Origin of the sequence: Pseudomonas sp. PSPC2-3, from assembly GCF_049898265.1 — a bacterium.
GTDB lineage: Bacteria > Pseudomonadota > Gammaproteobacteria > Pseudomonadales > Pseudomonadaceae > Aquipseudomonas > Aquipseudomonas veronii.
The window spans coordinates 516,161-541,296 of sequence record NZ_JAFCXJ010000004.1 but is presented as its reverse complement, the minus strand read 5'-3'; the positions used below and the strand labels follow the sequence as shown (position 1 = coordinate 541,296).

Sequence of the window (25,136 nt, the reverse complement as noted above, 5' to 3'; positions counted from 1 at the left end):
TACGGACCGCTCATGGAATTACACTGCACAGTGTAGTTTCAAGATTGCAACAAAACCCGGAGCAAGTAAACTACCGAGTGTAATTTTCCTTTTAGAGTCGATCACTGTTCATGACTGCGCCTCAACGCCTCACCCAACGCAAACGCGAAGCCATCCTGGCCGCCGCCATCGCAGAGTTTCGGGTCAATGGGTTCGAGGTCACCAGCATGGACAGGATCGCCGCCACCGCCGGCGTTTCCAAGCGCACGGTGTACAACCACTTCCCCAGCAAAGAAGAGTTGTTCGCCGAAATTCTCAACCAACTCTGGGCCAGCAGCGTCGCGCAACTCGACGTGAGCTACGCCGGCGACCGCCCGTTGCGTGAACAACTGCGCGGGTTGCTGGAAGCGAAGATGAAGATGATGTCGGACGTTAACTTCCTCGACCTGGCCCGGGTCGCCATCGCCGCCACCATTCACTCGCCGGAACGCGCCCAGGACATGGTCAACCGCTTGAGCATGCGCGAAGAAGGTTTCACTCAATGGGTGCGCGCCGCCCAGGAAGACGGCCGGCTCACGTGTGCCGACCCGGCCTTCGCCGCGCACCAGATTCAAAGCCTGCTCAAGGCGTTCGCCTTCTGGCCGCAGATCACCCTCGGCCAACCCACCCTCGACGCCGCCGACCAAGCCCGCGTGATCGAGTCGGCAATCGATATGTTTCTGGCCTGCTACGACGCCGATACTCGCCGCCCGCAGTAAACGACCGTTGCAGACGCGACATACCTGGTCGTTTTTGGCCTATTTGCCCTCTGTTTTGCGCGAATGGCCTGGAAGGACACTGATTATTCCTACATGAATAATCGACAATATTCACACACATTATCCGATCAACGGTTATCCCTGCACACGCGCGCGGCTGAATCTGTGAAAAAGAGCTGACCTGGGAATCTATGGAAAACAGACGAGGCAAAGGGCTTTCATTTGCCAGGCGTATTTACAAGCCAAGGATCATCGGCCTGGGTATCGGCTGCATCAGTGTCATCGGCGGCTTGTACCCGCTCGCGATGCCGGGCTGGGTGTGGGCGTTCCTGCTGTTCAATGGGTTGGCGTGGGCACATGTGGCGTACCAACTGTCAATCCGCTCACCCTTCCCCTACCACGCCGAACAGCGCAACATTTTGTATGACTCGTTGTGCGGTGGTTTCTGGGCCGCCGCTGCCCAGTTCACGCCGCTGACGGCCGTGACCATCCTCTCGATGATGACCATGAACAACTTCGCCGCCGGCGGCAAGCGCCTGTTCCTGCGCGGTTTGCTCGCGCAAGGGGTGGGGATCGGGGTGGCATGGGCGCTGTTCGGCGTGCGGTTCAACCCCGACGTCAGCCTGCTGCAGGTCTACACCTGCCTGCCGATGTTGACGTTGTACCCCATGGCCATCGGCATGGTCTGCTACGAGTTGGCGATCAAACTGTCGGAACACAAACGCGCCCTCAGCGCCCTGAGCCGCACCGACAGCCTCACCGGCCTGCTCAACCACGGTTCCTGGAAAGATCTGCTGCACCTCAAGTTCCACAAGTGCCGGCAACAGCAAAGCCACGCCACCATCGCGCTGATCGATATCGATCACTTCAAACAAATCAATGACACTCACGGCCATATCGTCGGCGATGCCGTACTGCGCCAACTGAGCCTGGAGATACGGCGCAACCTGCGCGAAAACGATCTGGCCGGACGCTACGGGGGCGATGAGTTCTGTGTGATTCTTCCGCAAATGCCCTTGGAAGAAGCAGCACGGGTGATGGAGCGTATCCGCGAAAACTTCAGTAATTATCGCAACCCGCAGATCCCCGAGTTGCGCGTGAGCCTGAGCATCGGCCTCGCCGATTTCCAACGGATCTTCACCGATGCCGCCACCTGGCTGAACGCGGCGGATCGCGCGCTGTACGCCGCCAAGGACACCGGGCGCAACCGGGTCAATGCGAGTAACTACGCGGTCGCCCATTCCGCCTGAGGCGGTCATACGGCATCTCGTAGGCCCCCCAGGTCGTCCTCGGGTTATTCATGCGTAAGACAGGTCGCCAAGGCTATAGTGGCCGCCTGTCTTAAACATTGATGACCCGAGTTTGCCATGAGCCCAACCCCCGACAACCCCAAAGCCGTCCCCGTCGATCATCTACGTTTCCATCGACGCCACGCGCACCTGGCGCCGACCTTTGGCAACGACACCTTCGCCCTCAAGGCCGAGGCTTTCGCACGCTTCTTCGGCACGCCGATGTTCCTCGGTGCGCAAACCTTGATCGTGGCCGTGTGGATTGCGCTCAACGTCAGCGGCATCACGCACTTCGACGTCTACCCGTTCATCCTGCTCAACCTGGCCTTCAGCCTGCAAGCGGCCTACGCGGCGCCGCTGATTCTGCTGGCCCAGACACGCCAGGCCGCGCGCGACAAAGCCCAGTCCGACGCCGACGCGCAGCACCGTGAAGCGCTGGCCGTCGCCAATGCCGAGCGCCAGGCCGAGGCGCAGAACACCAGCAAACAGCTGCTGGAACTGCTGGAGCAGAACACTCGGCTGACGGAAATGACCAAGCAACTGACCGAGCGTATCGAGACCCTGACGTGTGAAATGCATGCGCAGTTTGTGCGAAAACCTTAAGCACCCCATGCCCGCCGGTCTCAGGGGCTCAGTCGGACATGCCGCCCCAGTTGATCAAACAGCGTCACCACCGAGCGCAATGCCCGGCAATCGGGGCGCGTCAGCAGCCATAGCGCCGTGTCATGCCCCGCCAACGCGGGGCCCAGCGGTTGCAGGTGTTCATCCAACAGGAAATCCGGCAGCGCCGCCACGCCCAGCCCTGCCCGCACCAGTTCGGTGACCGACAACATGCTGTTGCAGCGATAGCCGGGACGCACACCCGGCAGCTGCGCGCGGCGCCAGACGACGGTGGGATGATCGGGCAGGAAATCATCCGGTGCGATCCAGGCCAGCTCCGCCAGCTCGCGTCCTGCGTGCTGCCGCGCAAAATCTGTGCTCGCGCACACCTGATACCTCACGGTGCCGAGGCAACGTCCGACCAGATGCTGCGGCGGTGTCCGGGTCAGGCGCAAGGCGATGTCGGCATCGCGGCGGCTGAGGTTGGCGAAGTCATTGGAGGTGCTCAGCTCCAGGGTCAGCGCCGGGTAATCCGGCATGAACTGCGCCAGCGCCGGCAACAATAAGCCTTGCAGTACCGAGTCGGTGCAGGTCAGGCGCACGGTGCCGCTGATCACTTCACCGCCTTGCTCGACGCCGACCCGCGCCGCTTCCAGGGCTTGTTCGGCGCGTTCGGCCTGTTGCGCCAGATGACTGGCCAGGCCGGTGGGCAGGTAACCGGCGCGGCTTTTTTCAAACAACGTCTGGCCCAGCGCGGCCTCCAGGCGCCGCACGGCGCGGAACACCGTCGACACATCCACCCGCAACAACGCGGCGGCCCGCGCCAGGGTGCCACCGCGCACCAGGGCGAGGATCAGCGACAGGTCGGGGTAATCGATTCGATAGTGCGTGAGTGCATTGAGCATGTGGGTAAACGCCAATATTGATTGCGTGAACGCCAATCTATAGTGCGCGCCAGGACACAACAAGCCAGGGGATGCCTAAGATGAACGCCAGCACGCTGCACCTCGCCCTGATCGGCGATTACAACCCCGATGTCATTGCACACCAGGCCATTCCCGTGGCGCTGCAACAGGCCGCCGACGCCTTGGGCCTGACGGTTCGCACGCAATGGCTGGAGACCGACACCCTCAACACCACCTCCGCGCTGCAGGGTTTCGATGGCTTTTGGTGCGTGCCCGCCAGCCCGTACCGCGACATCGACGGCGCACTGCGTGCGATCCGTTTTGCCCGCGAGCAGCGGCGCCCTTTCCTCGGCACCTGCGGCGGTTTTCAACACGCGGTGTTGGAATATGCCCGCAATGTGTTGGGCTGGGCCGATGCCGAACATGGCGAACTGGCCCCCAACGCCCCACGTGCGGTGATCGCGCCACTGAGCTGTTCTCTGGTGGAAGCCACCGACACCGTGCGCCTGGCCGCCTACACGCGCATCGCCGACGCCTACGGCACACGCGATATCCACGAAGGTTATCGCTGCCGCTACGGCATCAACCCCGACTTCGCCAGCGCGCTGCTGGACGGTGCTCTGATCCCCTGCGGCCACGACTCGGCCGGCGACCTGCGCGCGGTGGAGTTGCTGGACCATCCGTTCTTTGTCGCCACGCTGTTCCAACCCGAACGCGCCGCCCTCAGGGGCGTCACGCCGCCGCTGGTGATCGCTCTGCTCAAAGCCTGCCAGGAGACCTCGGTATGATTGCCCACACCCCCGCTCCGCCTTACTACGCAGTGATCTTCAGCTCACTGCGCACCGCCGGTGACCACGGTTACGCTGAGGCTGCCACGCGCATGCTGGAACTGGCGCGCGAGCAGCCGGGCTTTCTCGGGGTTGAGTCGGCGCGGGAGGATGGCCTGGGGATCACCGTATCGTACTGGCGCAGCGAAGCCGACATCCTCGCCTGGAAACAACAGGCCGAGCATCGGGCGGTGCGCGAGCAGGGGCGTTCCACTTGGTACTCGGCGTTTCACACCCGCGTATGCAAGGTGGAGCGGGCCTACACATTCCAGAACTGAACGGCAGCCAGAAGCCCTCCCGCCGTTGATCTTCATCGATGCCAAAACGCCGCTCAGGCTAGCTGACGAGACTGCGCAACGCACTGATCTGCGGGATCTCCACACGCCGCATGTACACGCGCAGCGGCTCCGTGATGTTGATGCGGTCGTCGATGTTCTGATCGAGCAGCAGCTGCAGACGCTCACGGGACAACGTCATGACGTGCTCGGGGGCCGGCAGCCAGACAAATTCGGCAGTGGGGATGATGCCGTCATCGGCGACATCCATACCGAAGGAGTCCTCGCTGAAACGCACGATGTACTGGCCGGTCTTGCGGTTGAGGCCGACAAAACCGTGAAGCTGGTCGGCGGCCTGGCAGATAAGCTCGGAGGTGATTCGCATGGTAAACCTCACTGAAAAGTCCCACAGGGACTGGAAAGATGGTTTACACGCGTGGCGGAAAGTACTGCCCTCTTACGGGGCGGTTCGCGGCAAGAGTACTGCAAAGCCACGCAAAAAAAACCCAGAAAATTGGCGCGCACACACGTTAATGTCGGTTTGGTGATAGCGCCTTTCGTTATCAATTGTTAAAAAGGAAGCCTTCTCAAAGCTCCCTCCACGAAAGGACTCCACATATGCCTGTCACGTTCACCAAGAGTGCCTTGCTGCTCGCCCTGATGCTTGGCCTTGGCCAGGCGCAGGCTGCCGACCCGATCAGCCCGGCTGAATTGGCAACTAACGAAGGCATTCCCTACCCTGCGGTGATCGCCCACCGCGGTGCGTCCTACGACGCCCCCGAGTCCACTGCCGCAGCCTACAAGGTCGCGCGCGACCTGGGCGCCGACTACCTGGAGTTGGACCTGCAGCGCAGCAAGGACGGCGTGCTGTTCGCCCTGCACGACAACAACCTGCAACGCACCACCGACGTGGCCACCAAGTTCCCCGAGCGCAAAGACGCCCCGGCCAACGAGTTCACCTGGAAAGAACTGCAAACCCTCGACGCCGGCAGTTGGTTCAACGCCGCCTACCCGGACCGCGCCCGCCCGGGCTTCGTCGGCCTGAAAATCCTCAGCCTGGACGACATCATCAAGATCGCCGAAGGCAACCCGCAGCACAAACCGGGCCTGTACATCGAAACCAAAGAACCCAAGCAATTCCCGGGCATCGAAGCCGACCTGAAAAACAAGCTGCTGGACAAAGGCTGGTTGAGCTCCGCCGGCTCCAAGCTGGGCAAGAGCAACACCGGTGTCGGCCAGGGCAAAGGGCGCGTGGTGCTGCAGACCTTCGAAACGGCCAGCCTGAAAGAGCTGCAGAAAGAAATGCCCAACACCCCGAAAATCCTGCTGCTGTGGGTGGGTGAAGGCAGCATCGAGCCGAAATCCAAGCAAACCTTCGCCGAATCCGGCGAAGCGACCAAGGCCGCTTACTACGCCAAGCAAGAGCCCAAGGACGCCGCCGAGTTCGAAAAGTGGGTCGACGAAGCCAAGAGCCTCGGCGCCATCGGCACGGGCCCGTCGGCGGAGCTGACCGCCCTTGGCGACCAGAGCTACACCGACCTGGTGAAGCCTGGAATGAACAAGCTGACCCACGACAAGGGCCTGCTGGTACACGTCTACACCGTGGATGAACCTGTGGACTTCGAGAAAGTGATGAACGCCGGCGTCGACGGTATCTTCACCAACCGCGCCGCCGAACTGCTGAAGTTCTACAAGCGCTGGCCGTCGTCCAGCGTGCAGGACCTGCTGAACGACCACAAATACTGAGCGAGTCAGTGTGCCATTAAGGATGAATTAAGTTGCGCCGGTTAATCTGGCGCCACTTAAACAGCTCACCGAAAAAGGATACACACCATGAAAACCTTGACTGCTCTGTTTGCCGCGACCGCCCTGACCCTGGCCGCCGGCCTGGCCCAGGCCGATGTCCGCCCGGATCATATCGAAGGTCTGCTCAAATCCGGTGCCGTGATGCCTTTCGACAAGCTCAACGCCGCCGCCGTGGCCAAACACGCCGGCGCCCAGATTACCGACACCGAGCTGGACCACAACAACAGCGGCGTCCTGGTCTACGAAGTTGAACTGACCGACACCGCCGGCAAGCGCTTTGAAGTGAAACTCGACGCCAAGACCGGCACCGTGCTCGAAGACAAGCAAGACACCTGAGTCAAACCCATAAAAAACCGCGCCACCTTCGGGTGGCGCGGTTTTTTATGGGCGCTTGATCAAGCGCTCAGTCGCGCCGTCACCTCGTTCAATTCGCCGGACAAACCACGCAGATTCTGGCTCGCCGCTTCGGTGCGCTTCACGTTGTCGAGGTTGGCGGTGGCCACGGTGGTGATCTGGGTGATATTGCGCGAAATATCCTCGGCCACCGACGTCTGCTCCTCGGCCGCCGTGGCGATCTGGCGGTTCATGTCGCGAATCGCTTCGACGGCCTGGGTGATGTGAGCCAGCATCGCGCCGGCCTGAGTGACTTTTTCCACGCTGTCATCGCTGCACGACTGGCCAGTGACAATCGCCTCGGCCGCGTCGACCGCGCCGGTTTGCACCGCCTGGATAATCTGATTGATCTCGATGATCGACGCCGCCGTGCGTTGCGCCAGGCTGCGCACTTCATCGGCCACCACCGCAAACCCGCGCCCCGCCTCGCCCGCCCGTGCCGCCTCGATCGCGGCGTTGAGCGCCAGCAGGTTGGTCTGCTCGGCGATCCCGCGAATCACTTCGAGCACCTTGCCGATCCGCACGCTGTCGGTTTCCAGGCGGCGGATGATGGTGCCGGTGTTGAGGATTTCAGTACGCATCTGGCCGATGGTGGCAATGGTGACTTTCATCACTTCGCCGCCCTCGCGGGCCGATTGGTCTGCATCATCGGCCGCGCGGGACGCACTGGCGGCGTGGTGCGCCACTTCCTGGGCGGTGGCCGACATTTCGGTCATGGCCGTGGCCACCTGGTCGGTACGGTTGAATTGTTCGTGGGTACCAGTCGCCATTTGCCCGGCGATCGAATTCAACTCACCGCTGGCGTGGACCAGATCGGTGGCACTGCGCTGCAGGCGGCTGAAGGTTTCGGCCAAGAAGTCGCGCAAGGTGTTCGCGGCCTCCGCCAGATGCCCCAGTTCGTCCTGGCGACGACTGGCGACACGCTCGGCAAAACGGCCGTGACTCAGCTGGCTCACATAGTCGATCAAGCCACGGATCGGCAGGATCAGGTTGCGGTTGATCAACCACAGGCTGAACAGGCCGATCAATACGCCGGACAGCAACATGATCGCCAGCCCCACCATCACCGTGCGCTCGGCATGGGCGCTGATGACCTGGGATTGCTGGGTGCTTTGGGCACGCAGGTCGCTGACCAGCGCGCTCATCTGTTCACTGGCGGCGCGGTCCACGCCCTTGACCGCGGTGTCTCCGGCGCTCGGGTCGGCGCCGGCGGCCAAGTAGGCATCACGGCCCTTCTGGTAGGCAACGCCGAGCTGCTGGTGTTCCTGACGCAGGTTCTGGATACGCTGGCTCAGCGCCGGGTCACCGGCGGTCTGGGTGACCAGCCGCGAGAGAATGCCTTGTACATCGCGCTGCCGATCCTGGAACTGGCCCCAATATTTCTCCAGGTCCTGCGGCTGCTTGCCGCGCAACAACACGTTTTTCCATTCTTGCACCTGCACCTTGAATTGCAGGTTGGCCTCATCGATCAACTGTGAAGTGAGCAACGGCCCGTCGAGCAAACTGCGGTAACTCTGCACCCCGTTGGAAAGGAAGTTGAAACAGGCCAGGGCTATCAACAGCATCGCCAGCAGGCTGCCGCCGAGCAGCGACAAAATCTGTGCCCGCAGGGATGTTCGCAAAAAAGTCATCGGGAAAAGCCTCGAAACAAGGAAAAGGTGCAAATACGTCATGACATCCCTGTCGTCGAAGGCGCCGTCATCCGCAGCGGTTCTTGCGCCCTGAATCGGCCGATCTAGACACTTCTTGAGCTCATTTCGATAGCCGGTCAATAAAATGTCATCAAGGCGAAATAAGTCGAAAACTGTCACAAAACTGTCAAGCATCCTTGCAATGATTCGCTCACGCGAACCTGTGAAACGTCCTACAGGTCCTTTCTCTGCGAGACTCCATGAACCACAGCATCGACCACAGCCACCAGGACTCCGATCTGTTTGGCTTGCTTTACGGTTTCCGTTTCCGCCCAGGCGAAAAGGGTGAGCAGATTGATTCAGCCACCGCTCTCCAGGCCTTGCAGCAACCGCAAGACCCGCAGGAGTTTCTATGGCTGCACCTGAACCTGGCGCATGCCGGATGCGAGCGCTGGATGCTGGCGCATCTGCAATTGCCGGAAGAATTCTTCGAAGCCTTGCACGAAGGCTCGCGCTCCACCCGTATCGAACACGTCGACTCTGCCTTGCTCGCGGTGGTCAACGACGTGGTGTTCAACTTCAGCAGCATGGTCTCGTCGGATATTTCCACATTGTGGGTCTGCGCCCGCAGTCACTTGCTGATCAGCGCGCGCCTGCAACCGCTGCACTCGGTGGACAAGTTGCGTTCGTCGGTCAAGGCCGGTGAGCACTTCCGCTCGCCGCTGGAGCTACTGGTCCACTTGCTGCGCGACCAGGGCGAGGTGCTGACGCAGATCGTGCGCAAGACCAGCATCAGCGTCGACCACATCGAAGACCAATTGCTCTCCTCGCACCTGTCCACCAACCGCGCCGAGCTGGGCGCCATGCGCCGGGTGCTGGTGCGCCTGCAACGCCTGCTGGCGCTGGAGCCCGGCTCGTTGCTGCGGCTGCTCAACCGCCCGCCGCAGTGGCTGCAAAAGGAAGACGTCAAGGAGCTGCGCAAATCCACCGAGGAGTTTGCGCTGATCATCAACGACCTGACGGCCCTGGGCGAACGCATCAAATTGTTGCAGGAAGAAATCGCCGCCAACCTCAACGAACAAAGCAACCGCACGCTGTTTACGCTGACGGTGGTCACGGTGCTGGCGTTGCCGATCAATATCATTGCCGGCTTTTTCGGCATGAACGTAGGCGGCGTGCCGCTTTCCCAAGACCCGGAAGGCTTCTGGATTCTGGTGGCGTTGGTCGCGACCTTTACCTTGATTGCCGGGCGCTGGGCCTTCAGGAAACGCAACGACTACTGACCCTCACATGCGCTCAAAAAATCTGTGCGTTTGTAGACCAACGGCCGATCCAATCCGCTAAACACTGATCTATCGCAGCATCTCTGTAATATTCTGCAATGATCATGGGCGACATCCTTTCCGACACTGGATGTTACTGCATGGCCACCCCTTCCCTGACAGCTTCAACGCATACGTCATCCGTTGATACCCGACCCAGGCTGGACAAAAAACCCGGCCTGCTGACGGTGATCATGTTCTTTGCCGTGCTCGCGATGGGCCTGTTGTTCACTGCCTACAGCCTGATGCGCGACATGCACGAACTGGGCACGCTGGTCACCACCTGGACGCCGTTCCTGCTGCTGGGCGTGGCACTGCTGATCGCCCTGGGTTTCGAATTCGTCAACGGTTTCCACGACACCGCCAACGCCGTGGCGACGGTGATCTACACCAACTCGCTGCCGCCGCAGTTCGCGGTGGTGTGGTCGGGCTTTTTCAACTTCCTCGGGGTGCTGCTCTCCAGCGGCGCAGTGGCGTTCGGCATCATTGCCCTGCTGCCGGTCGAGCTGATTTTGCAGGTGGGTTCCTCGGCCGGTTTCGCGATGATCTTCGCCCTGCTGATCGCGGCGATCCTATGGAACCTCGGCACCTGGTGGTTGGGCCTGCCGGCCTCGTCCTCCCATACTCTGATCGGTTCGATCATCGGCGTCGGCGTGGCCAATGCCCTGATGCACGGACGTGATGGCACCAGCGGCGTGGACTGGAGCCAGGCGATCAAGATCGGTTACGCCCTGCTGCTCTCGCCGCTGATCGGTTTCGCTTTCGCCGCCCTGCTGTTGCTGGCCCTGCGCGCCTTCGTGAAAAACCGCGCGCTGTACAAGGCGCCCAAAGGCGACACCCCACCGCCATGGTGGATTCGCGGCATGCTGATCCTCACCTGCACCGGTGTATCGTTCGCCCACGGCTCCAACGACGGGCAAAAAGGCATGGGCCTGATCATGCTGATCCTGGTCGGCACCCTGCCGATGGCGTATGCGCTGAACCGCGCCATGCCCGCCGAACAATCGCTGCAGTTTGCCGCGGTGGCCGAAGTGACCCAGGTCGCGCTGATGAAAAGCGCGCCGCAAGCGCTGCCGGGCGACCCGCGCCCCATCCTCTCGACCTACGTGCGGACCAAGGACGCCACACCCGAACTGATCCCGGCCCTCGCCGCCCTCGCCGGCCAGATCGGCGATGAAGTCAAAGGCTACGGCTCTTTGGCTAAAGTCCCCGCCGAAGCCGTAGGCAACGTGCGTAACGACATGTACCTGACCAGCGAAACCATTCGGTTGATGGACAAGGCCAAGATCGGCAACTTCGACGCCGACACCCAAGGCAAGCTGCAACTGTTCAAGCAACAGATCGACAACTCCACGCGCTTCATTCCGCTGTGGGTGAAGATCGCCGTGGCCATCGCCCTGGGGCTCGGGACCATGGTCGGCTGGAAGCGCATCGTGGTGACCGTGGGCGAGAAAATCGGCAAGACGCACATGACTTACGCCCAAGGCGCCTCGGCCGAGACCGTGGCGATGCTGACCATCGGCGCTGCGGATATGTTCGGCTTGCCGGTGTCGACCACCCATGTGTTGTCGTCCGGCGTGGCGGGGACCATGGTGGCGAACGGCGGCGGCTTGCAGATGAAGACCATCCGCAATTTGCTGATGGCCTGGGTGCTGACCTTGCCGGCAGCGATTCTACTGTCGGGTAGCCTGTACTGGTTATTCACCAAACTCTTCTGACCCAGCGCCGGTCAACAATGTGGGAGGGGGCTTGCTCGCTCCCACATTGTTGGTCGGTGTGGCAGTGACCAGGGTGGCGATGCTGCTCTACTGGCTGTTCACCAAACTCTGCTGACCCACTACATTTTGCTGGGTGGTGTTTCAGGTATTGAAGAGCCCGGTCATTGCCTTCAGACGCTTCTTGTACACCCGCCGCGCCTCCAACGCCTGCTCCAGGCTGACCGCCACAAACCCCGCCCGCTGGTTCGGCTGCATCTGCCCGATCAAGTCCAGGTCGGCACTGATCACCGTGCCGATCATCGCGTAGCCGCCGCCCGACACCGCGTCCCGATGCAGCACGATCGGCTCCAGCCCGGCCGGCACCTGGATCGAGCCGATCGGGTAGCAACTGTCGACGATGTTCGACGGATCGGACCCCGCGCCAAACGGCTGCTCCCGTGGCTGAAAGCTCAACGCACTACCGCCCTTGAAGCGATAGCCGATACGATCCGCCTCGGACCCCACCGTCCACGGCTCGGCAAAAAAGCTGCTTTTCGCCGCCGCCGTCAGGCGTTCGTAATACAGGCCGGGCACCACGCGCAAGGTCACATCGCCACCGACTGCCCGGCGCAAGGCCATCGGCAAGCTGTTGCCCGCCCGCCCCTGCCCACTGGGCTCGCCGATGGGCAACTCATCCCCCGCCTGCAATCGCCGCCCGTGAAAGCCACCGAGTGCGCCGAGGGTGTAGGTCGAGCGACTGCCGAGCACCAACGGCACGTCGATGCCGCCGGCGACCGCCAGATAGGTACGCGCACCGGCCAGGGGAAATTCGAAGCGCAACACCTGCCCGGCGCGGACCTGGAACGCGGTGTCCTGGTGGACCACTTCACCGTCCAGGCGCGGCGCCATCAAGGCGCCGCTGAGGGCGACCAAGGCGTCCCGGCGAAACTCCAGCTCGGGACCGATCAGCGTGCATTCCAGGCCGGCCGCGCCCGGCGGGTTGCCCACCAAATGGTTGGCCGCGCTCAGCGCGTACTGGTCCAGCGCGCCCGACGGCGGAATACCCAGGTGGTAATAACCTTCGCGGCCCAGGTCCTGTACCGAGGTCGCCAGGCCGGGTTTGAGCACCTTGATCATGCCAGCGCCTCCTGCAGGGTTTTCGGATAACCGATGGGGTCGGCGAGAAACGCATCCAAGGAAAATTCCAGGGGGCGGATGCGCAGGTCGAAACGTCCTGCGTCCACCTCGGCGACGGCCAGGTCGTAGGCCTCGCGGTCGATCGGTTTGAACTGCACGATGTCGCCCGGCCGGAAGAACACCATGTGGTCCTTGAGGTAGGCCAACTGCTGCGCCGGGTCGTAGATCGGTGCCGGAGTGACGCCGAACATCTGGTAGCCGCCGGCTCCGCGCACCGAGTAGATGCAGCCAAAGCAGCCGCCATGGCCGAGGGTCAGTTTCGGCGTGTCGGTGCGCGGGCGCAGGTACTTGGGCACCTGCAACTGCCGCTCGCGCTCGACCATCTGGAACATGAACGGCAAGCCCGCGACAAAGCCGACCATCGACACAAACCACGGCGCGCCACTGTGGGCCGCGATGAAAGCGTCGACATCGGCCAGGCCGTTGATCCGCGCCGCATATTCCAGGTCGGTGCCGCTGGGGTCTTGATGGCGATCGCGAAAGCGCATCAGGGTTTCGTGGGTCCAGGGGTCGTTGTAGAGCACCGGGATTTCGATGATGCGCGTGTGCAAGGTGCGTTCGGCCACGGCCTGGGCTTCGGCGCTTTGCACCGCGTCGAGCAGCACATGGGGCGCAATGCGGTCCGGGTCGAAGCGGATCTGGAAGGAGGCGTTGGCCAGGCACACATCCAGCACACCGTCCAACGCCAGGCGTTCCACGGCGCGGGTCACGGCCATGCCTTTGAAGAAAGCCTCCAGGGACATGCTGTCACTGACCTCGGCGAACAGGTGTTCATCGGCGCCGAAGCTGTAGCGGATGGGGGACGTTTCAGCCATGTCTGTTCCTCTTGGAATCGTTATAGAAAGGCAGGCAAAAAAGTATGGGGTCGATCTTATTCGGGTGTTCTGACCGCAATGCCTGCTTGGTCCAGGGCTTCACGGGTGGCTTCGACCAATTCCAGGGCGCCGGGGGTGTCGCTGTGCAGGCAGATGGAATCGAATTCGATAAACAGGTCTTCGCCTTCTACGGTGCGTACAAGACCCGTCTGACAAGCCCGTAGGACCCGCGCCGCGACGGTGGCAGGGTCGAGGGCGCGCACCGTGCGGGTGAACACGATGGAGCCGCTCAGGTCGTACTCGCGGTCGGCGTAGAACTCACGCACCACCGGCTGCCCCAGTTCCTTGGCTATGCGCCAGATCACTGAATTCGGCATGCAGTACAGCAACAGTGTCGGCTCAATCAGTTGCAGGTTTTGCACCAACAACCGCGCGGCGTCTTCATCGCGGGCCAGGTGCATGTAGAGCGCGCCGTGGGGCTTGATGTGTTGCACGGGCACACCCTGGGCGCGGGCGATTTCACGCAGGGCGCCGAGCTGGTAGAGCATGTCGTCCACCAACTCCTGGGCCGGCGCGTGGATATGGCGGCGACCGAAGCCCACCAGGTCGCGAAAGCCCGGATGGGCACCGATGGCGACCCCCAGTTGCTTGGCGCGTGCGACGGTGCGGCGCATGGTGCCGGGGTCGCCGGCGTGGAAGCCGGTGGCGATATTGGCCGAGCTGATGTAGGCCATCAGCTCGGCATCGACGCCATCGCCGATCGTCCAGGGGCCGAAGCCTTCGCCCATGTCTGAATTGAAATCCACTGCCTGCATGAAAAGTCGCTCCGCCAAAGGTGATGCTGAAAAGTAGGCTGCGGCTTGACCCCTTGGGAAGATCTATTATCAGATGGCCTATCTTCTGAAAAACAGATATCGCCATGTCGCTGACCTTGCGCCAAATCCGCTACTTCGTCGCCACCGCCGAGATCGGCCAGATTTCCCAGGCGGCGATTCACCTGAACATCTCCCAATCGGCCGTGACCACGGCGATCAAGGAACTGGAGGCGATGCTCGGCGTGCAATTGTTTGTGCGTTCGGCCCAGGGCATGAACCTGACCGACGCCGGGCGGCACTTTCTCAACCGTGCCTATGTGATCGTGCGCAGTGTCGACGACGCGTTGAACAGCCCATTGCCCGACTACCGCGCCAGCGGCGTGCTAAGGGTCGCCGCCAGTTACACGGTGCTCGGTTACTTCCTGCCGCACCATCTGCAGCGCATGGAACACTGGCACCCGGACGTGACCATCGAGGTGTTCGAGCAGGAGCGCCAGGCCATCGAACACGGCCTGCTCGACGGCCAGTTCGACATGGCCGTGGTGCTCACCGCCAACCTCACCCACGCGGATATCGTGTCGGAAATCCTCTTCAACTCCGAACGCCGCCTGTGGCTGCCCAGCCATCACCCGTTGTGCGAACGCGGCGCCGTCAGCCTGGCGGATGTGGCCCGCGAGCCCTACATCCTGCTGACCGTCGACGAGGCCGAACACAGTGCCATGCGCTACTGGGAACAGGCCGGGCAAACGCCCAAGGTGCGGCTGCGCACCAGTTCGGTGGAAGCAGTGCGCAGCATGGTCGCCAATGGCAGCGGCGTGGCGATCCTGTCGGACCTGGTGCATCGGCCCTGGTCCCTGGAAGGCAAGCGCATCGAAACCCTGACCGTGACCGACCCGGTGACGCCCATGAGCGTCGGCCTGGCCTGGCACCGCGAGCGCGCATTTACCCCGGCGATGCAGGCGTTCCGGGACTACTTCCACGACGCCTTCCTGGCCCCGCAGCAGTTGTCGGCGCGGCGTTAGAGTTGGGCTTGCAGCGTCGCCGCCAACCAGTCCATGAACACCCGCACCCGCAGCGGTAAATGCCGCTGCCCGGCATAGAGCAGGGACACGTCCAACGGCGGCGCCGGGTATTCCGGCAAAACCGCCACCAGTTCGCCACTGGCCAACTGATCGCCAATGCCCAGGGCCGGCACTTGGATAATCCCGAAACCGCCCAGGCAAGCCGACTTGTAGGCATCGGTGCTGTTGACCGTGACCCGCCCGGCCATGGGCAGGCGCTGCACCTTGTTGCCCTGCAGGTATTCGAACCCCGCCGAGCGCGAACCCAGCGGGCGCACGTAATGCACCAAGTGGTGGTCGGCCAGGTCGGCCAGCGTCCGCGGCACGCCATAGCGTTGCAGGTAGCCTGCGCTCACGCAGTTGATCATCGGCATGCTGCACAACAACCGGGCGACCACCGACTGGTCCGGCTGCGCACCGACGCGCAGCACGCAATCGAACCCCTCGGCCAGCAGGTCGACCTGACGGTCGGTGGCGCTGATTTCCAGCTCGATCAACGGGTGCGCGTCCATGAAATGCGGCAGGCGCGGCAGGATCAAATCCCGCGCCATCATGGTCGGCAGGTCCACCCGAATGCGTCCGGTCAGTTGTGTTTCGTCCTGGCGAAACAAGCCCTCCAGTTCCTCCATGTGCGCAAGCAAGTCCTTGCTGCGTTCATACAGCACGCGGCCGTCCTGGGTCGCCTGCACCTTGCGCGTGGTGCGCTGCAGCAGGCGCGCGCCGAGCAGTTCTTCCAGTGCCTGCACATGCTCGGACACCGTGGAGCGCGGCAGGCCCAGGCTCTCGCCGGCGCCGGTGAAACTCGACAGTTCGGTGACGCGCACGAAGGTGCGCAGCAATTCCAGTTTGTTCATGGGATTGTTCGCCTTTTCCGGCCAGTGATTTCGCTTTACCGCTGTTTATCACGTTACAGGCGGACAAATACACTCATTCCCACGATCACCTCAGAGGACTGCACCATGACCCGCAAAATCGCACTGATCACCGGCGCCAGCCGCGGCTTGGGTAGAAGCGCCGCGTTGCGCCTGGCCGCACAAGGCGTGGATATCATCGGCACTTACCACAGCCAGGCGGATGAAGCCCAGGCAGTGGTCGAGCAGATCGAACAATGGGGTGGCCGCGCCGCCATGCTGAAACTGGATGTGAGCCAGAGCGCCACCTTCGACGCGTTCGTCGAAGCCGTCGGCGGCGTGCTCAAGCGTGTTTTCGCACGGGATGATTTCGACTTTCTGATCAACAACGCCGGTATCGGCATCCACGCCAGCTTTGCCGAGACCAGCGAAGCGCAGTTCGACCAACTGGTCGCGATTCAATTCAAAGGCCCGTTTTTCCTGACCCAGAAACTGCTGCCGCTGATCCGTGACGGTGGCCGCATCCTCAATATCTCCAGCGGCCTCGCCCGTTTCAGCCTGCCCGGCTATGCCGCGTATGCGGCGATGAAAGGCGCCATGGAAGTGCTGACCCGCTACCAGGCCAAAGAGCTCGGCGCGCGCGGTATCAGCGTCAATATCCTCGCGCCGGGCGCCATCGAAACCGACTTCGGCGGCGGCGCCGTGCGCGACAACGCCAACCTCAACGCGATGGTCGCCAATAACACCGCCCTGGGCCGCGCCGGGTTACCGGATGATATCGGCGGGGCCATTGCCAGCCTGCTGGCGGACGGTAGCCACTGGATCACCGGCCAGCGGATCGAGGCTTCGGGCGGCATGTTTCTGTAAGAGCTTTTCGCGCATCACGTCGTAGCCCCAGTGGTACACGTAGGTGTACGGCAGAAAAAACAGCAACACGCCGATATCGAGGATAAACGCCTGCAGCAGGCTGATGTTCAGCCACGCGGCAATCAACGGCACGCACATCAGGACCAGCCCGCCTTCAAACAGCAAGGCGTGCAGCACCCGGGTCCAGCCGTTGTTGGCCAGTTGCAGGCGTGCCTTGAGGCGGTCGAACAGGCCGTTGAAAATCACGTTCCAGGTCAGCGCCATCAGGCTGATTGCCAGGGTGACCATGCCCATTTCCACCGCGGGCTTGTCCATGATCCACGCCAGCAACGGCGTGCAGATCAACAACGCCAGGGCCTCGAAACCGATGGCCTGGCACACACGTTCAGTAATCGACTTGGTAGGGTTCATGCCCCGGCTCCGTGAGTGACTGTGTTGCCATCATTGCGTTTTGTATCGATACTTCATAACCAATAACCATCGATAAAGGCGATAGTCATGGCCTCCCATGAAGTGCTCCAGGCCTTTGTTCAGGCCGCGACCCAAGGCTCGTTTTCTGCGGCGGCACGCAAGCTGGGCAAGAGCCAGTCCACCGTCAGCGCGGCGGTGGCGAGCCTGGAGATTGACCTCGATGTGCTGCTGTTCGACCGCAGCAGCCGCAAGCCGACGCTGACCGCCGCTGGCCATGTGCTGCTGCAACGCGCCGAGCAGGTGCTGGAGGCGAGCAGTCGGCTGGCGTTGGCGGCAAGTCAGCTATCCCAGGGGTTGGAGGCGAAAGTGACGATTGCGATGTCCGACACCTACCAGTCGGAGCGCTTCGAGCTTGCGCTCAAGGCCTTTGAGCAACGCTACCCCGACCTGGAACTGGAATGGCTGATCGCCGAGTGCGAAGACCTGATAGCCCTGGTGCAAAGTGGCCGGGCCCAGATTGCCCTGGTCGAGGCCCAGGAGGTTTACCCACCCGACCTGAGCCGTTCGCCGGTGGAGGAGCGCACGGAAATTGCCCTGTTCGTCGCGCCCACGCACCCCTTGGCCAGCCTGGAAAGCGTCAACCAACAGGTGTTGCAGCAACACCGTGAGCTGCGCCTGGCGAGCATCATCAACCCGAATGAAACCCGCCCCATGGGCCGCGTCTGGTCGGCGCCGAGTTTTCTGATGCTGATGGAAATGGCCCAGCTCGGTTTTGGCTGGGCCGCACTGCCGCGCTGGTTGGTGGAACGCTTTGGCAATGCCGGGCTGATTGAACTGAGCGTGCGCAGTTGGCCGCGCTCGGTGGCGGTGGATGCGCTGTGGTCGCGGCAATATCCGCCGGGGCCTGCGGGGAGTTGGTTGTTGGGGCAGATGCTCGATTGAGTTCGTCCAGAGCAGGCAGCGCTTGGTGGTCCCACAGTGGAAATGCGTTGGACGCTAGATCGGGGTCAGGCTGGCCAGGCGGCGCTCGAGGAAGTGCTTTTCCGGGGTTTGCCGGGTCAGAGACAGGGCTTTTTCATACGCCAGCCGCGCCTCGTCCAGCCGCCCCAATTGTCGGCAGAATTCGCCACGCGCCGAATGCGCCAGGTGATAGTCCAGCAATTCGCCCCGCGCCAGAATCGCCTCCACCTGTTGCAACCCGGCCAACGGCCCATCGCGCATGGCCAGCGCCACTGCGCGGTTCAGTTCGATCACGGGCGACGGCACGGTGCGGAGCAACACATCGTATAGCCCGACAATCTGCGGCCAGTCGGTGTGCTCGGCACTCGGCGCTTCGGCATGTACCGCCGCAATCGCCGCCTGTAAGCCATAGGGCCCAAAGCGCCGGGTCGTCAGCGCTTGCTCCACCAGCGCACAGCCTTCGGCAATCAGGGACGCATCCCACAATGCTCGGTCCTGTTCGTCCAAGAGCACCAATTCGCCGCCGGCCGAGGTCCGCGCCGGGCGGCGCGACTCGTGCAGCAGCATCAATGCCAGCAAGCCCATGACTTCCGGCTCCGGCAGCAACTCCAGCAACAAACGGCCGAGGCGGATGGCTTCACGGGTCAGGTCGTCGCGCGTGAGATCCGCGCCCATCGACGCCGAGTAGCCTTCGTTGAACACCAGGTAAATCACACGCAGCACGCTGTCGAGGCGCTCGGGCAATTCGGCCAGCGACGGCACCTGATAGGGAATCTTCGCCTCGCGGATCTTGCCCTTGGCCCGCACGATCCGCTGGGCGATGGTGGCCGGCGGGACCAGAAAGGCGCGGGCGATTTCTTCGGTGGTCAGGTCGCAGATTTCACGCAGGGTCAACGGCACTTGGGCGTCAGCCGCCAGCGCCGGGTGGCAGCAGGTGAAGATCAGGCGCAGGCGGTCGTCTTCCACGTCTTCGTCGTCCCAATCGGCCGCTGCCAGCGCATCGGCTTGCGCCTGCAATAAGGGGGTGAAACGGGCCTGGCGGCGCAGGCGATCGATGGCCTTGAAGCGCCCGGTCGAGACCAGCCACGCCCGTGGATTGCTCGGCACGCCGTCGTGCTCCCAGCGCTGCATGGCGACCAGGAACGCCTCGTGCAGCGCTTCCTCGGCCAGGTCGAAATCGCCGAGCAAGCGAATCAGCGTCGCCAGCACGCGCCGTGATTCGCGGCGGTAAATCGTCTCGATCGGAGGGGTCAATCGGGCAGATCCTGGGTCACCGGGCGATTGGGCGCGTCGCCCCCAGGTTTGATGGACCTTTCACATTCGGCAGGTTGAGTGTTCATGGGTAAACCTCCTGTTTATGAGTGTTTTGTGTTCAGAGATTCAATTGGCGCACGGGGCGTACTTCCACACTGCCGACCCGGGCCGCCGGAATGCCGCCGGCGACCTGGAGCGCTTCGTTCAAGTCCCGGGCTTCGATCAGGTAAAACCCCGCGAGCTGCTCCTTGGTTTCGGCAAACGGCCCGTCGGTGATCGACAGCTTGCCATTGCGCATACGCACAGTGGTGGCGGTGCTCACCGACTCCAGCGGCTCGGCGGCGAGCATGCGCCCGCTCTTTTGGACGGACTGCGCGTAGGCGAAGCACTCCGGGTCGGCCGGGCTGTCCGGCGCGGTGTGCAGCACCTGTTCGTTGCTGTAGATCAGGCACAGGTATTTCATGGCGTTCTCCGTTTTCGGACTACTGACTATAGTTCGCGGGGCTCAAGGTTTCAGGTCGAACAGCGCGACGCCGGTGGCCATGTCGAAGGGGGCCGACCAATGCTCATGCACCACCTTCCATTGGCCGTCGACACGCTGGTAACCGACGGTGACGCGCATCCAGCAGGTCTTGAGCACGCCGTCCGGGCCGGTGCCACCGCAGTGAGCCAGCCAATGGGCAAAGGCGCTGTTGTCGGCGGCGACGATATGCAACTCATGGAAGTCGAACACACCGGGGCCGGGGCAGACTTCCATGCACGCCTGCCAGTGCGCGCGGTAGGCCGCCTTGCCCTTGAACTGCAGGGCGCTAACCGCGTCGAACGCGATGATATCGTCGGCGTAAAAGCTGACAATCTTATCGATGTCCTTGGCGACGACGGCTTGTTTCCATTGTTTGATCAGGGTGTGGATTGCAGTGTTCATGGCGATACTCCTGGGGGGTGAAAATCTTCAGAGACACCCTTAGTCGAATGGCCCGCCGCCCGATCGACAGCGCGCTGAAAAAAAATCTCGCAGCGTGCAAACCCGATAGACTGCGCCCTTCTTTGCAGCCGTTCGGACGCCCCGATGCAAACCCGCCTTGTCGCCTACGAGGCGCTGAACGCTGTGCAAACACAGCAAGTCGGCGCGATCGAAGTTCACCCTGAGCAGTTGCCGTTTTGCGGCGACATGTATTGCGCACTCAACACCCTGCTGGTCAACCCCAGCCCCGGCATCAAAGGCTTTGCGCTGCTGGCCGACGATGTGCCCGTGGCCTTCCTCCTGCTCAAATGCCCGCCATGCCTGCCCCATTGGGCCGATGCCCACAGCGCCACGCTGCACGCGTTACAGGTGGATCGCAGCCAACAGGGCCGGGGATTTGGCAAAGCCTGCCTGCAGGCGCTACCCGCGGCGGCGCTTCAGGCCTGGCCGCAGATCAAGGCGCTGGAGTTGTCGGTGGACACGCACAATGTCGCGGCGATGGGCTTGTACCTGGGGCTGGGCTGGGTGGATCGCGGGGAGGCGTACAAAGGGCGGGTCGGGTATGAGCGCCGTTTGAGTCGGGGCTTGGAGCCGCAGTAGATGTCACGTTGAGATGACAGCGACCAACGCTTGAGGGGACGCTGGATCATGAGCATTCCCGCGCAGGAAAAACGGCCGAAGAGTCGCCATCATCTTCGGCCGGCGCTTCAGGCCTTTGCTTCCACAGGCAGCCAGACCTCCACGGTGCCGAGGCCCTTTCTCACATCAAAATCCGCGCTGTACCGCTCGAAATCCACGCCGGCAACCTTGTACCCGGAATGCGGCAACCATTCGAACATGATCCGCTCGTAGGTCTGCGGCAACGCGTGCACCTCGCCGTAGTGCGCGAACACGGCATAGTGATGCGGCGGGATTTCGATGAACTCGAAATTGCTCGGCACATCACCCTTGGCGGGGACTTCAACCCCTGCGATGTAGTCGAACTCATCGTGTCTGGGGTTATGACAAACCCCGTAGGTAAAGCCGCCCAAACGCTTTTTGATGTATTTGACGCTCTCGTCAAACACGCCCCACAACTTGGGAATATCCCCGGTGGTGGCCTTCGAATAATGCCCTTGCACCCCGGCGATCACCAGGGCCTTGCCCTCTTCCATGCGCGGCTCTAACGGTTGTTGCGTCTGCTGATCCATCTGAACAGTCTCCTTCTTATGAGAGAACAAACCCGTATTGAGTATAGGGGTATATCCGGATTGCACTGCATGTAGAAATTTTTCCTACACATCTGGACAACTGGCCATCATCAACCGTATTGTCTGCCCCGCAGGCCACCGCAGTGGCCGACGTCGCTCGGACGGTTCCGGGCGCTTACGTACTTTCGAGGCAACAATGGCCGACCAAGGTTTGCCGCGCCGCTTTGCGCGCATAGATCGACTCCCCCCCTACGTTTTCAATATCACTGCCGAGCTGAAGATGGCTGCGCGTCGGCGCGGCGAAGACATCATCGACTTGAGCATGGGCAACCCTGACGGCCCGACCCCACCACATATCGTGGAAAAAATGGTCACCGTCGCCCAGCGTGAAGACACCCACGGCTACTCCACCTCCAAAGGCATTCCGCGCCTGCGCCGGGCGATTTCGCGCTGGTACAAGGACCGTTATGAAGTGGATATCGACCCCGAGTCGGAAGCCATCGTCACCATCGGTTCCAAGGAAGGCCTGGCGCACTTGATGCTGGCCACCCTGGACCAGGGCGACACCGTACTGGTGCCCAACCCGAGCTACCCGATTCATATCTACGGTGCCGTGATTGCCGGCGCCCAGGTGCGTTCGGTGCCGTTGATTCCGGGCGTGGACTTTTTCGCCGAGCTTGAACGGGCGATTCGCGGTTCGATTCCCAAGCCGAAGATGATGATCCTGGGGTTCCCGTCCAACCCGACCGCGCAGTGCGTGGAGCTGGATTTCTTCGAGCGGGTGATCGCCCTGGCCAAGCAGTACGACGTGCTGGTGGTGCATGACCTGGCCTACGCCGACATCGTCTACGACGGCTGGAAAGCCCCGTCGATCATGCAGGTGCCGGGCGCCAAGGACATTGCGGTGGAGTTTTTCACCCTGTCCAAGAGCTACAACATGGCCGGCTGGCGCATTGGTTTCATGGTGGGCAACGCAGAACTGGTCAACGCCCTGGCGCGGATCAAGAGCTACCACGACTACGGCACCTTCACCCCGCTGCAAGTGGCGGCGATTGCCGCGCTGGAAGGCGACCAACAGTGCGTGAAAGACATCGCCGAGCAGTACCGCCAGCGCCGCAATGTACTGGTCAAAGGCCTGCATGAGTTGGGCTGGATGGTGGAGAATCCCAAGGCGTCGATGTACGTCTGGGCCAAGATCCCCGAAGCGTATGCCGCCATGGGCTCGCTGGAATTTGCCAAGAAGCTGCTGCTGGAAGCCAAGGTGTGCGTGTCGCCGGGGATTGGCTTTGGTGAATATGGCGACGACCATGTGCGCTTTGCGCTGATCGAGAACCAGGACCGGATTCGCCAGGCGGTACGCGGGATTCGCGGGATGTTCAGGGCGGATGGCTTGGTGCCCAGGACTGGAGTCTGACTGCGAACTGTAATGGGGCATTCATGCCCCATTATCTTGAAAGACTACTTCACGACAAATTTTCGCTCGGTACTACCTGAAACCACCGGAAAAGAAACATAAGCCGAGATGTGGTGGGCGCCCGGAGTCATAACGACGGTGAGCGACCAATTATGTCCGATAGCAACGGCAACTCCCAACTTACCAGTCGAGTCCTCCACTGTTACCGTGGCACCTTCCAGGGGTACTAACCCGGAGATGGTGACAGGGCTAGGGACAGTCGTATTGGCTGCCGGCGCCTGGATTTGAGGCGGCAGTGCCTGCGTGGGTTCATTTTCCTTGGTCATGGCCATTTCCTTTTCTGAATTACATTTGGGGTTTCATTCCCTCATATTCAGAAAAAACCCGGACCTGTGAAAAGTACCAGTTACGACAAGCGGTATTCGCGGTCGCTGTCACACCACCAACGACAGCAACATGATGAAAATCAGTGCCACCACCGACAAGATGGTCTCCATCGCCGTCCAGGTCTTGAACGTCTCGGCCACGGTCATGTTGAAGTACTGCTTCACCAGCCAGAACCCCGCATCGTTGACGTGAGACAGGATCAACGAACCCGCCCCCGTCGCCAACACCAGTAGCTCGCGGTTAACCCCCGGAATCATGCCGACCACCGGCACCACGATGCCTGCGCCAGTGATGGTCGCGACTGTCGCCGAACCGGTCGCCACCCGAATCACCGCCGCCACCAGCCACGCCAGCAGGATCGGGTTGATCTGCGCGTTCACCGCCATATGGCCGATCACGTCGCCCACGCCGCTGGTCACCAGCATCTGTTTGAAACCACCACCGGCACCGATGATCAGGATGATCGCGGCGGTCGGCGCCAGGCTGGCGTCGAGCAGCTTGAGGATCTGCTTGGAGTGGATGCCCTGGCGATGACCGAAGGTGTACAGCGACAGCAGCAACGCCAGCAGCAAGGCACTGATCGGGTGACCGATCATGTCCATCCAGTTGCGCACCACATGACCGTCGGCCAAGGCGATGTCGGCGAAGGTTTTCAGCAGCATCAGGAACACCGGCAGCAGCACGGTGATCAGGGTGATGCTGAAGCTCGGCAGCGTCTTGTGCTCCGACTCGCGAGCCAGTTGGTCGATCAGTTCCTGGGACGGGTTGCCCGGGATGTACTTGGCGATAAACGTACCGAAGATCGGGCCGGCGATGATGGCAGTCGGCAGTGCGACGATCAGGCCGTACAGAATGGTCTTGCCGATGTCCGCGCCAAACACGCCGATGGCCAGCAGCGGGCCCGGGTGCGGTGGCACCAGGCCATGGACCGCCGACAGGCCGGCGAGCAGCGGGATGCCGATCTTGATCAGCGACACGCCAGTACGGCGCGCGACGATAAACACCAGCGGGATCAGCAACACAAAACCGATCTCGAAGAACAGCGGGATACCCACCAGGAACGCGGCGAACATCATCGCCCACTGGACCTTTTCCTTGCCGAAGGCGCGGATCAGGGTCTGGGCGATCTGATCGGCACCGCCGGATTCGGCCATCATCTTGCCGAGCATCGTACCCAGCGCGAGGATAATGCCGACAAAGCCGAGCACCCCGCCGAAGCCGTCCTGGAAGGCCTTGATGATCTTGTCCACGGGCATGCCCGAGGTCAGGCCAAGGAAGCCGGCGGCGATGATCAACGCGATAAACGGGTGAACCTTGAACTTGGTGATCAAGAAGATCAGACCAATGATAGTGACCACTGCATCAAGCAGCAGGTAGGACTCGTGGGACATGCCAAACATGGGGGTCTCTCCTGTTTGTTGTTGTTATTAAAGCGGGTGTTGAATTTGTTGTCGGAGATAGCGCTATC

Annotated in this window: 28 protein-coding genes and 1 pseudogene; 14 read left to right on the top strand and 15 right to left on the bottom strand. The window is 62.0% G+C overall.

Annotation, left to right across the window (positions count from 1 at the left end):
* Positions 1-110 precede the first annotated feature (110 nt).
* The 3 genes from ACP7E3_RS12575 to ACP7E3_RS12565 all read left to right on the top strand — a co-directional run bounded on the left by ACP7E3_RS12575 (position 111) and on the right by ACP7E3_RS12565 (position 2,629).
* On the top strand, positions 111-737 hold the full coding sequence (locus ACP7E3_RS12575; protein ID WP_108524462.1) for a TetR/AcrR family transcriptional regulator: 627 nt from the start codon (positions 111-113) through the stop codon (positions 735-737).
* Positions 738-928: 191 nt separating this feature from the next.
* Positions 929-1,987: a diguanylate cyclase gene (locus ACP7E3_RS12570; RefSeq protein WP_046382314.1), complete on the top strand. Its 1,059-nt coding sequence runs from the start codon at positions 929-931 to the stop codon at positions 1,985-1,987.
* Positions 1,988-2,104: 117 nt separating this feature from the next.
* Complete coding sequence (locus tag ACP7E3_RS12565; RefSeq protein WP_046382313.1) at positions 2,105-2,629, top strand: DUF1003 domain-containing protein; 525 nt, start codon at positions 2,105-2,107, stop codon at positions 2,627-2,629.
* A gap of 20 nt (positions 2,630-2,649) precedes the next feature.
* Here ACP7E3_RS12565 and ACP7E3_RS12560 read toward each other — a convergent pair whose 3' ends face one another.
* Positions 2,650-3,531 carry a LysR family transcriptional regulator gene (locus ACP7E3_RS12560; protein WP_057004496.1) on the bottom strand — a complete coding sequence of 294 codons (882 nt, stop codon included), beginning with the start codon at positions 3,529-3,531 and terminating at the stop codon, positions 2,650-2,652.
* Between the two features lie 80 nt (positions 3,532-3,611).
* Between ACP7E3_RS12560 and ACP7E3_RS12555 the strand changes: the two genes are divergently transcribed.
* Together ACP7E3_RS12555 and ACP7E3_RS12550 are read left to right on the top strand one after the other, a co-directional pair.
* Entirely contained in the window at positions 3,612-4,319 is a 708-nt protein-coding gene (locus tag ACP7E3_RS12555; RefSeq protein WP_126589222.1) for a CTP synthase C-terminal region-related (seleno)protein, read from the top strand.
* Positions 4,316-4,636 carry an antibiotic biosynthesis monooxygenase family protein gene (locus tag ACP7E3_RS12550; RefSeq protein ID WP_017847229.1) on the top strand — a complete coding sequence of 107 codons (321 nt, stop codon included), beginning with the start codon at positions 4,316-4,318 and terminating at the stop codon, positions 4,634-4,636. The genes ACP7E3_RS12555 and ACP7E3_RS12550 overlap by 4 nt, the downstream gene beginning before the upstream one ends.
* Positions 4,637-4,694: 58 nt before the next feature.
* Here the strand turns inward: ACP7E3_RS12550 and ACP7E3_RS12545 are convergent, their stop codons facing one another.
* The gene (locus ACP7E3_RS12545) at positions 4,695-5,018 is read right to left on the bottom strand and encodes a DUF2025 family protein (protein ID WP_017847228.1); all 324 of its coding nucleotides are present in this window, start codon (positions 5,016-5,018) and stop codon (positions 4,695-4,697) included.
* Positions 5,019-5,251: 233 nt separating this feature from the next.
* Between ACP7E3_RS12545 and ACP7E3_RS12540 the strand changes: the two genes are divergently transcribed.
* Entirely contained in the window at positions 5,252-6,379 is a 1,128-nt protein-coding gene (locus ACP7E3_RS12540; protein WP_017847227.1) for a glycerophosphodiester phosphodiesterase family protein, read from the top strand.
* 87 nt (positions 6,380-6,466) lie between these two features.
* Positions 6,467-6,775, top strand: a complete 309-nt coding sequence (locus tag ACP7E3_RS12535; protein WP_017847226.1) for a PepSY domain-containing protein — start codon at positions 6,467-6,469, stop codon at positions 6,773-6,775.
* 59 nt (positions 6,776-6,834) lie between these two features.
* Here the strand turns inward: ACP7E3_RS12535 and ACP7E3_RS12530 are convergent, their stop codons facing one another.
* Both ACP7E3_RS12530 and ACP7E3_RS12525 read right to left on the bottom strand, forming a co-directional pair.
* Positions 6,835-7,539 (bottom strand): methyl-accepting chemotaxis protein, encoded by a 705-nt coding sequence (locus tag ACP7E3_RS12530; RefSeq protein ID WP_371918780.1) that lies wholly within the window; start codon positions 7,537-7,539, stop codon positions 6,835-6,837.
* 228 nt (positions 7,540-7,767) lie between these two features.
* Positions 7,768-7,878, bottom strand: a pseudogene (locus ACP7E3_RS12525) (hypothetical protein); the annotation flags it as partial.
* 845 nt (positions 7,879-8,723) lie between these two features.
* On the opposite strand from ACP7E3_RS12525, the gene ACP7E3_RS12520 reads away from it, so the two are divergent.
* Entirely contained in the window at positions 8,724-9,746 is a 1,023-nt protein-coding gene (locus ACP7E3_RS12520; RefSeq protein WP_017847224.1) for a transporter, read from the top strand.
* Positions 9,747-9,886: 140 nt separating this feature from the next.
* Positions 9,887-11,503, top strand: coding sequence for an inorganic phosphate transporter (locus ACP7E3_RS12515; protein ID WP_046382307.1), 1,617 nt, complete (start codon positions 9,887-9,889; stop codon positions 11,501-11,503).
* A gap of 141 nt (positions 11,504-11,644) precedes the next feature.
* On the opposite strand, the gene ACP7E3_RS12510 is transcribed toward ACP7E3_RS12515, so the two are convergent.
* From ACP7E3_RS12510 to ACP7E3_RS12500, 3 genes are read right to left on the bottom strand one after another with little or no spacing between them, the layout of a single operon-like run.
* The gene (locus ACP7E3_RS12510) at positions 11,645-12,619 is read right to left on the bottom strand and encodes a biotin-dependent carboxyltransferase family protein (protein ID WP_057004499.1); all 975 of its coding nucleotides are present in this window, start codon (positions 12,617-12,619) and stop codon (positions 11,645-11,647) included.
* Positions 12,616-13,494: a 5-oxoprolinase subunit B family protein gene (locus ACP7E3_RS12505; protein WP_017847221.1), complete on the bottom strand. Its 879-nt coding sequence runs from the start codon at positions 13,492-13,494 to the stop codon at positions 12,616-12,618. Before ACP7E3_RS12505 ends, ACP7E3_RS12510 begins: the two co-directional genes overlap by 4 nt.
* A 56-nt stretch (positions 13,495-13,550) precedes the next feature.
* Complete coding sequence (locus ACP7E3_RS12500) at positions 13,551-14,309, bottom strand: 5-oxoprolinase subunit PxpA (protein WP_108524465.1); 759 nt, start codon at positions 14,307-14,309, stop codon at positions 13,551-13,553.
* 104 nt (positions 14,310-14,413) lie between these two features.
* On the opposite strand from ACP7E3_RS12500, the gene ACP7E3_RS12495 reads away from it, so the two are divergent.
* A complete protein-coding gene (locus tag ACP7E3_RS12495) occupies positions 14,414-15,331 on the top strand; it encodes a LysR family transcriptional regulator (protein WP_017847219.1) in 918 nt (305 codons plus the stop codon).
* On the opposite strand, the gene ACP7E3_RS12490 is transcribed toward ACP7E3_RS12495, so the two are convergent.
* On the bottom strand, positions 15,328-16,224 hold the full coding sequence (locus ACP7E3_RS12490; RefSeq protein WP_017847218.1) for a LysR family transcriptional regulator: 897 nt from the start codon (positions 16,222-16,224) through the stop codon (positions 15,328-15,330). The two genes, ACP7E3_RS12495 and ACP7E3_RS12490, sit on opposite strands and share 4 nt — an antisense overlap.
* A gap of 105 nt (positions 16,225-16,329) precedes the next feature.
* Here ACP7E3_RS12490 and ACP7E3_RS12485 point away from each other — a divergent pair, with 105 nt between their 5' ends.
* The gene (locus tag ACP7E3_RS12485; protein ID WP_046382305.1) at positions 16,330-17,088 is read left to right on the top strand and encodes an SDR family NAD(P)-dependent oxidoreductase; all 759 of its coding nucleotides are present in this window, start codon (positions 16,330-16,332) and stop codon (positions 17,086-17,088) included.
* On the opposite strand, the gene ACP7E3_RS12480 is transcribed toward ACP7E3_RS12485, so the two are convergent.
* Complete coding sequence (locus ACP7E3_RS12480) at positions 16,987-17,499, bottom strand: multidrug/biocide efflux PACE transporter (protein ID WP_046382304.1); 513 nt, start codon at positions 17,497-17,499, stop codon at positions 16,987-16,989. The genes ACP7E3_RS12485 and ACP7E3_RS12480 overlap by 102 nt on opposite strands.
* 87 nt (positions 17,500-17,586) lie before the next feature.
* Here ACP7E3_RS12480 and ACP7E3_RS12475 point away from each other — a divergent pair, with 87 nt between their 5' ends.
* A complete protein-coding gene (locus ACP7E3_RS12475; protein WP_017847215.1) occupies positions 17,587-18,441 on the top strand; it encodes a LysR family transcriptional regulator in 855 nt (284 codons plus the stop codon).
* Positions 18,442-18,495: 54 nt separating this feature from the next.
* Here ACP7E3_RS12475 and ACP7E3_RS12470 read toward each other — a convergent pair whose 3' ends face one another.
* The 3 genes from ACP7E3_RS12470 to ACP7E3_RS12460 all read right to left on the bottom strand — a co-directional run bounded on the left by ACP7E3_RS12470 (position 18,496) and on the right by ACP7E3_RS12460 (position 20,638).
* On the bottom strand, positions 18,496-19,713 hold the full coding sequence (locus tag ACP7E3_RS12470; protein ID WP_426123222.1) for an RNA polymerase sigma factor: 1,218 nt from the start codon (positions 19,711-19,713) through the stop codon (positions 18,496-18,498).
* A gap of 118 nt (positions 19,714-19,831) precedes the next feature.
* Positions 19,832-20,176 (bottom strand): YciI family protein, encoded by a 345-nt coding sequence (locus tag ACP7E3_RS12465; RefSeq protein ID WP_017847213.1) that lies wholly within the window; start codon positions 20,174-20,176, stop codon positions 19,832-19,834.
* A gap of 42 nt (positions 20,177-20,218) precedes the next feature.
* A complete protein-coding gene (locus tag ACP7E3_RS12460; protein WP_046382301.1) occupies positions 20,219-20,638 on the bottom strand; it encodes a YybH family protein in 420 nt (139 codons plus the stop codon).
* Positions 20,639-20,782: 144 nt separating this feature from the next.
* Between ACP7E3_RS12460 and ACP7E3_RS12455 the strand changes: the two genes are divergently transcribed.
* Entirely contained in the window at positions 20,783-21,277 is a 495-nt protein-coding gene (locus tag ACP7E3_RS12455; protein ID WP_017847211.1) for a GNAT family N-acetyltransferase, read from the top strand.
* Positions 21,278-21,384: 107 nt separating this feature from the next.
* On the opposite strand, the gene ACP7E3_RS12450 is transcribed toward ACP7E3_RS12455, so the two are convergent.
* The gene (locus ACP7E3_RS12450) at positions 21,385-21,867 is read right to left on the bottom strand and encodes a GyrI-like domain-containing protein (RefSeq protein ID WP_017847210.1); all 483 of its coding nucleotides are present in this window, start codon (positions 21,865-21,867) and stop codon (positions 21,385-21,387) included.
* Between the two features lie 196 nt (positions 21,868-22,063).
* Between ACP7E3_RS12450 and alaC the strand changes: the two genes are divergently transcribed.
* On the top strand, positions 22,064-23,281 hold the full coding sequence (gene alaC, locus ACP7E3_RS12445) for an alanine transaminase (RefSeq protein WP_057004502.1): 1,218 nt from the start codon (positions 22,064-22,066) through the stop codon (positions 23,279-23,281).
* 44 nt (positions 23,282-23,325) lie between these two features.
* Here alaC and ACP7E3_RS12440 read toward each other — a convergent pair whose 3' ends face one another.
* A complete protein-coding gene (locus tag ACP7E3_RS12440) occupies positions 23,326-23,607 on the bottom strand; it encodes a hypothetical protein (protein ID WP_046382298.1) in 282 nt (93 codons plus the stop codon).
* Positions 23,608-23,715: 108 nt separating this feature from the next.
* A complete protein-coding gene (locus ACP7E3_RS12435) occupies positions 23,716-25,068 on the bottom strand; it encodes a GntP family permease (protein WP_057004503.1) in 1,353 nt (450 codons plus the stop codon).
* Positions 25,069-25,136: the final 68 nt, after the last annotated feature.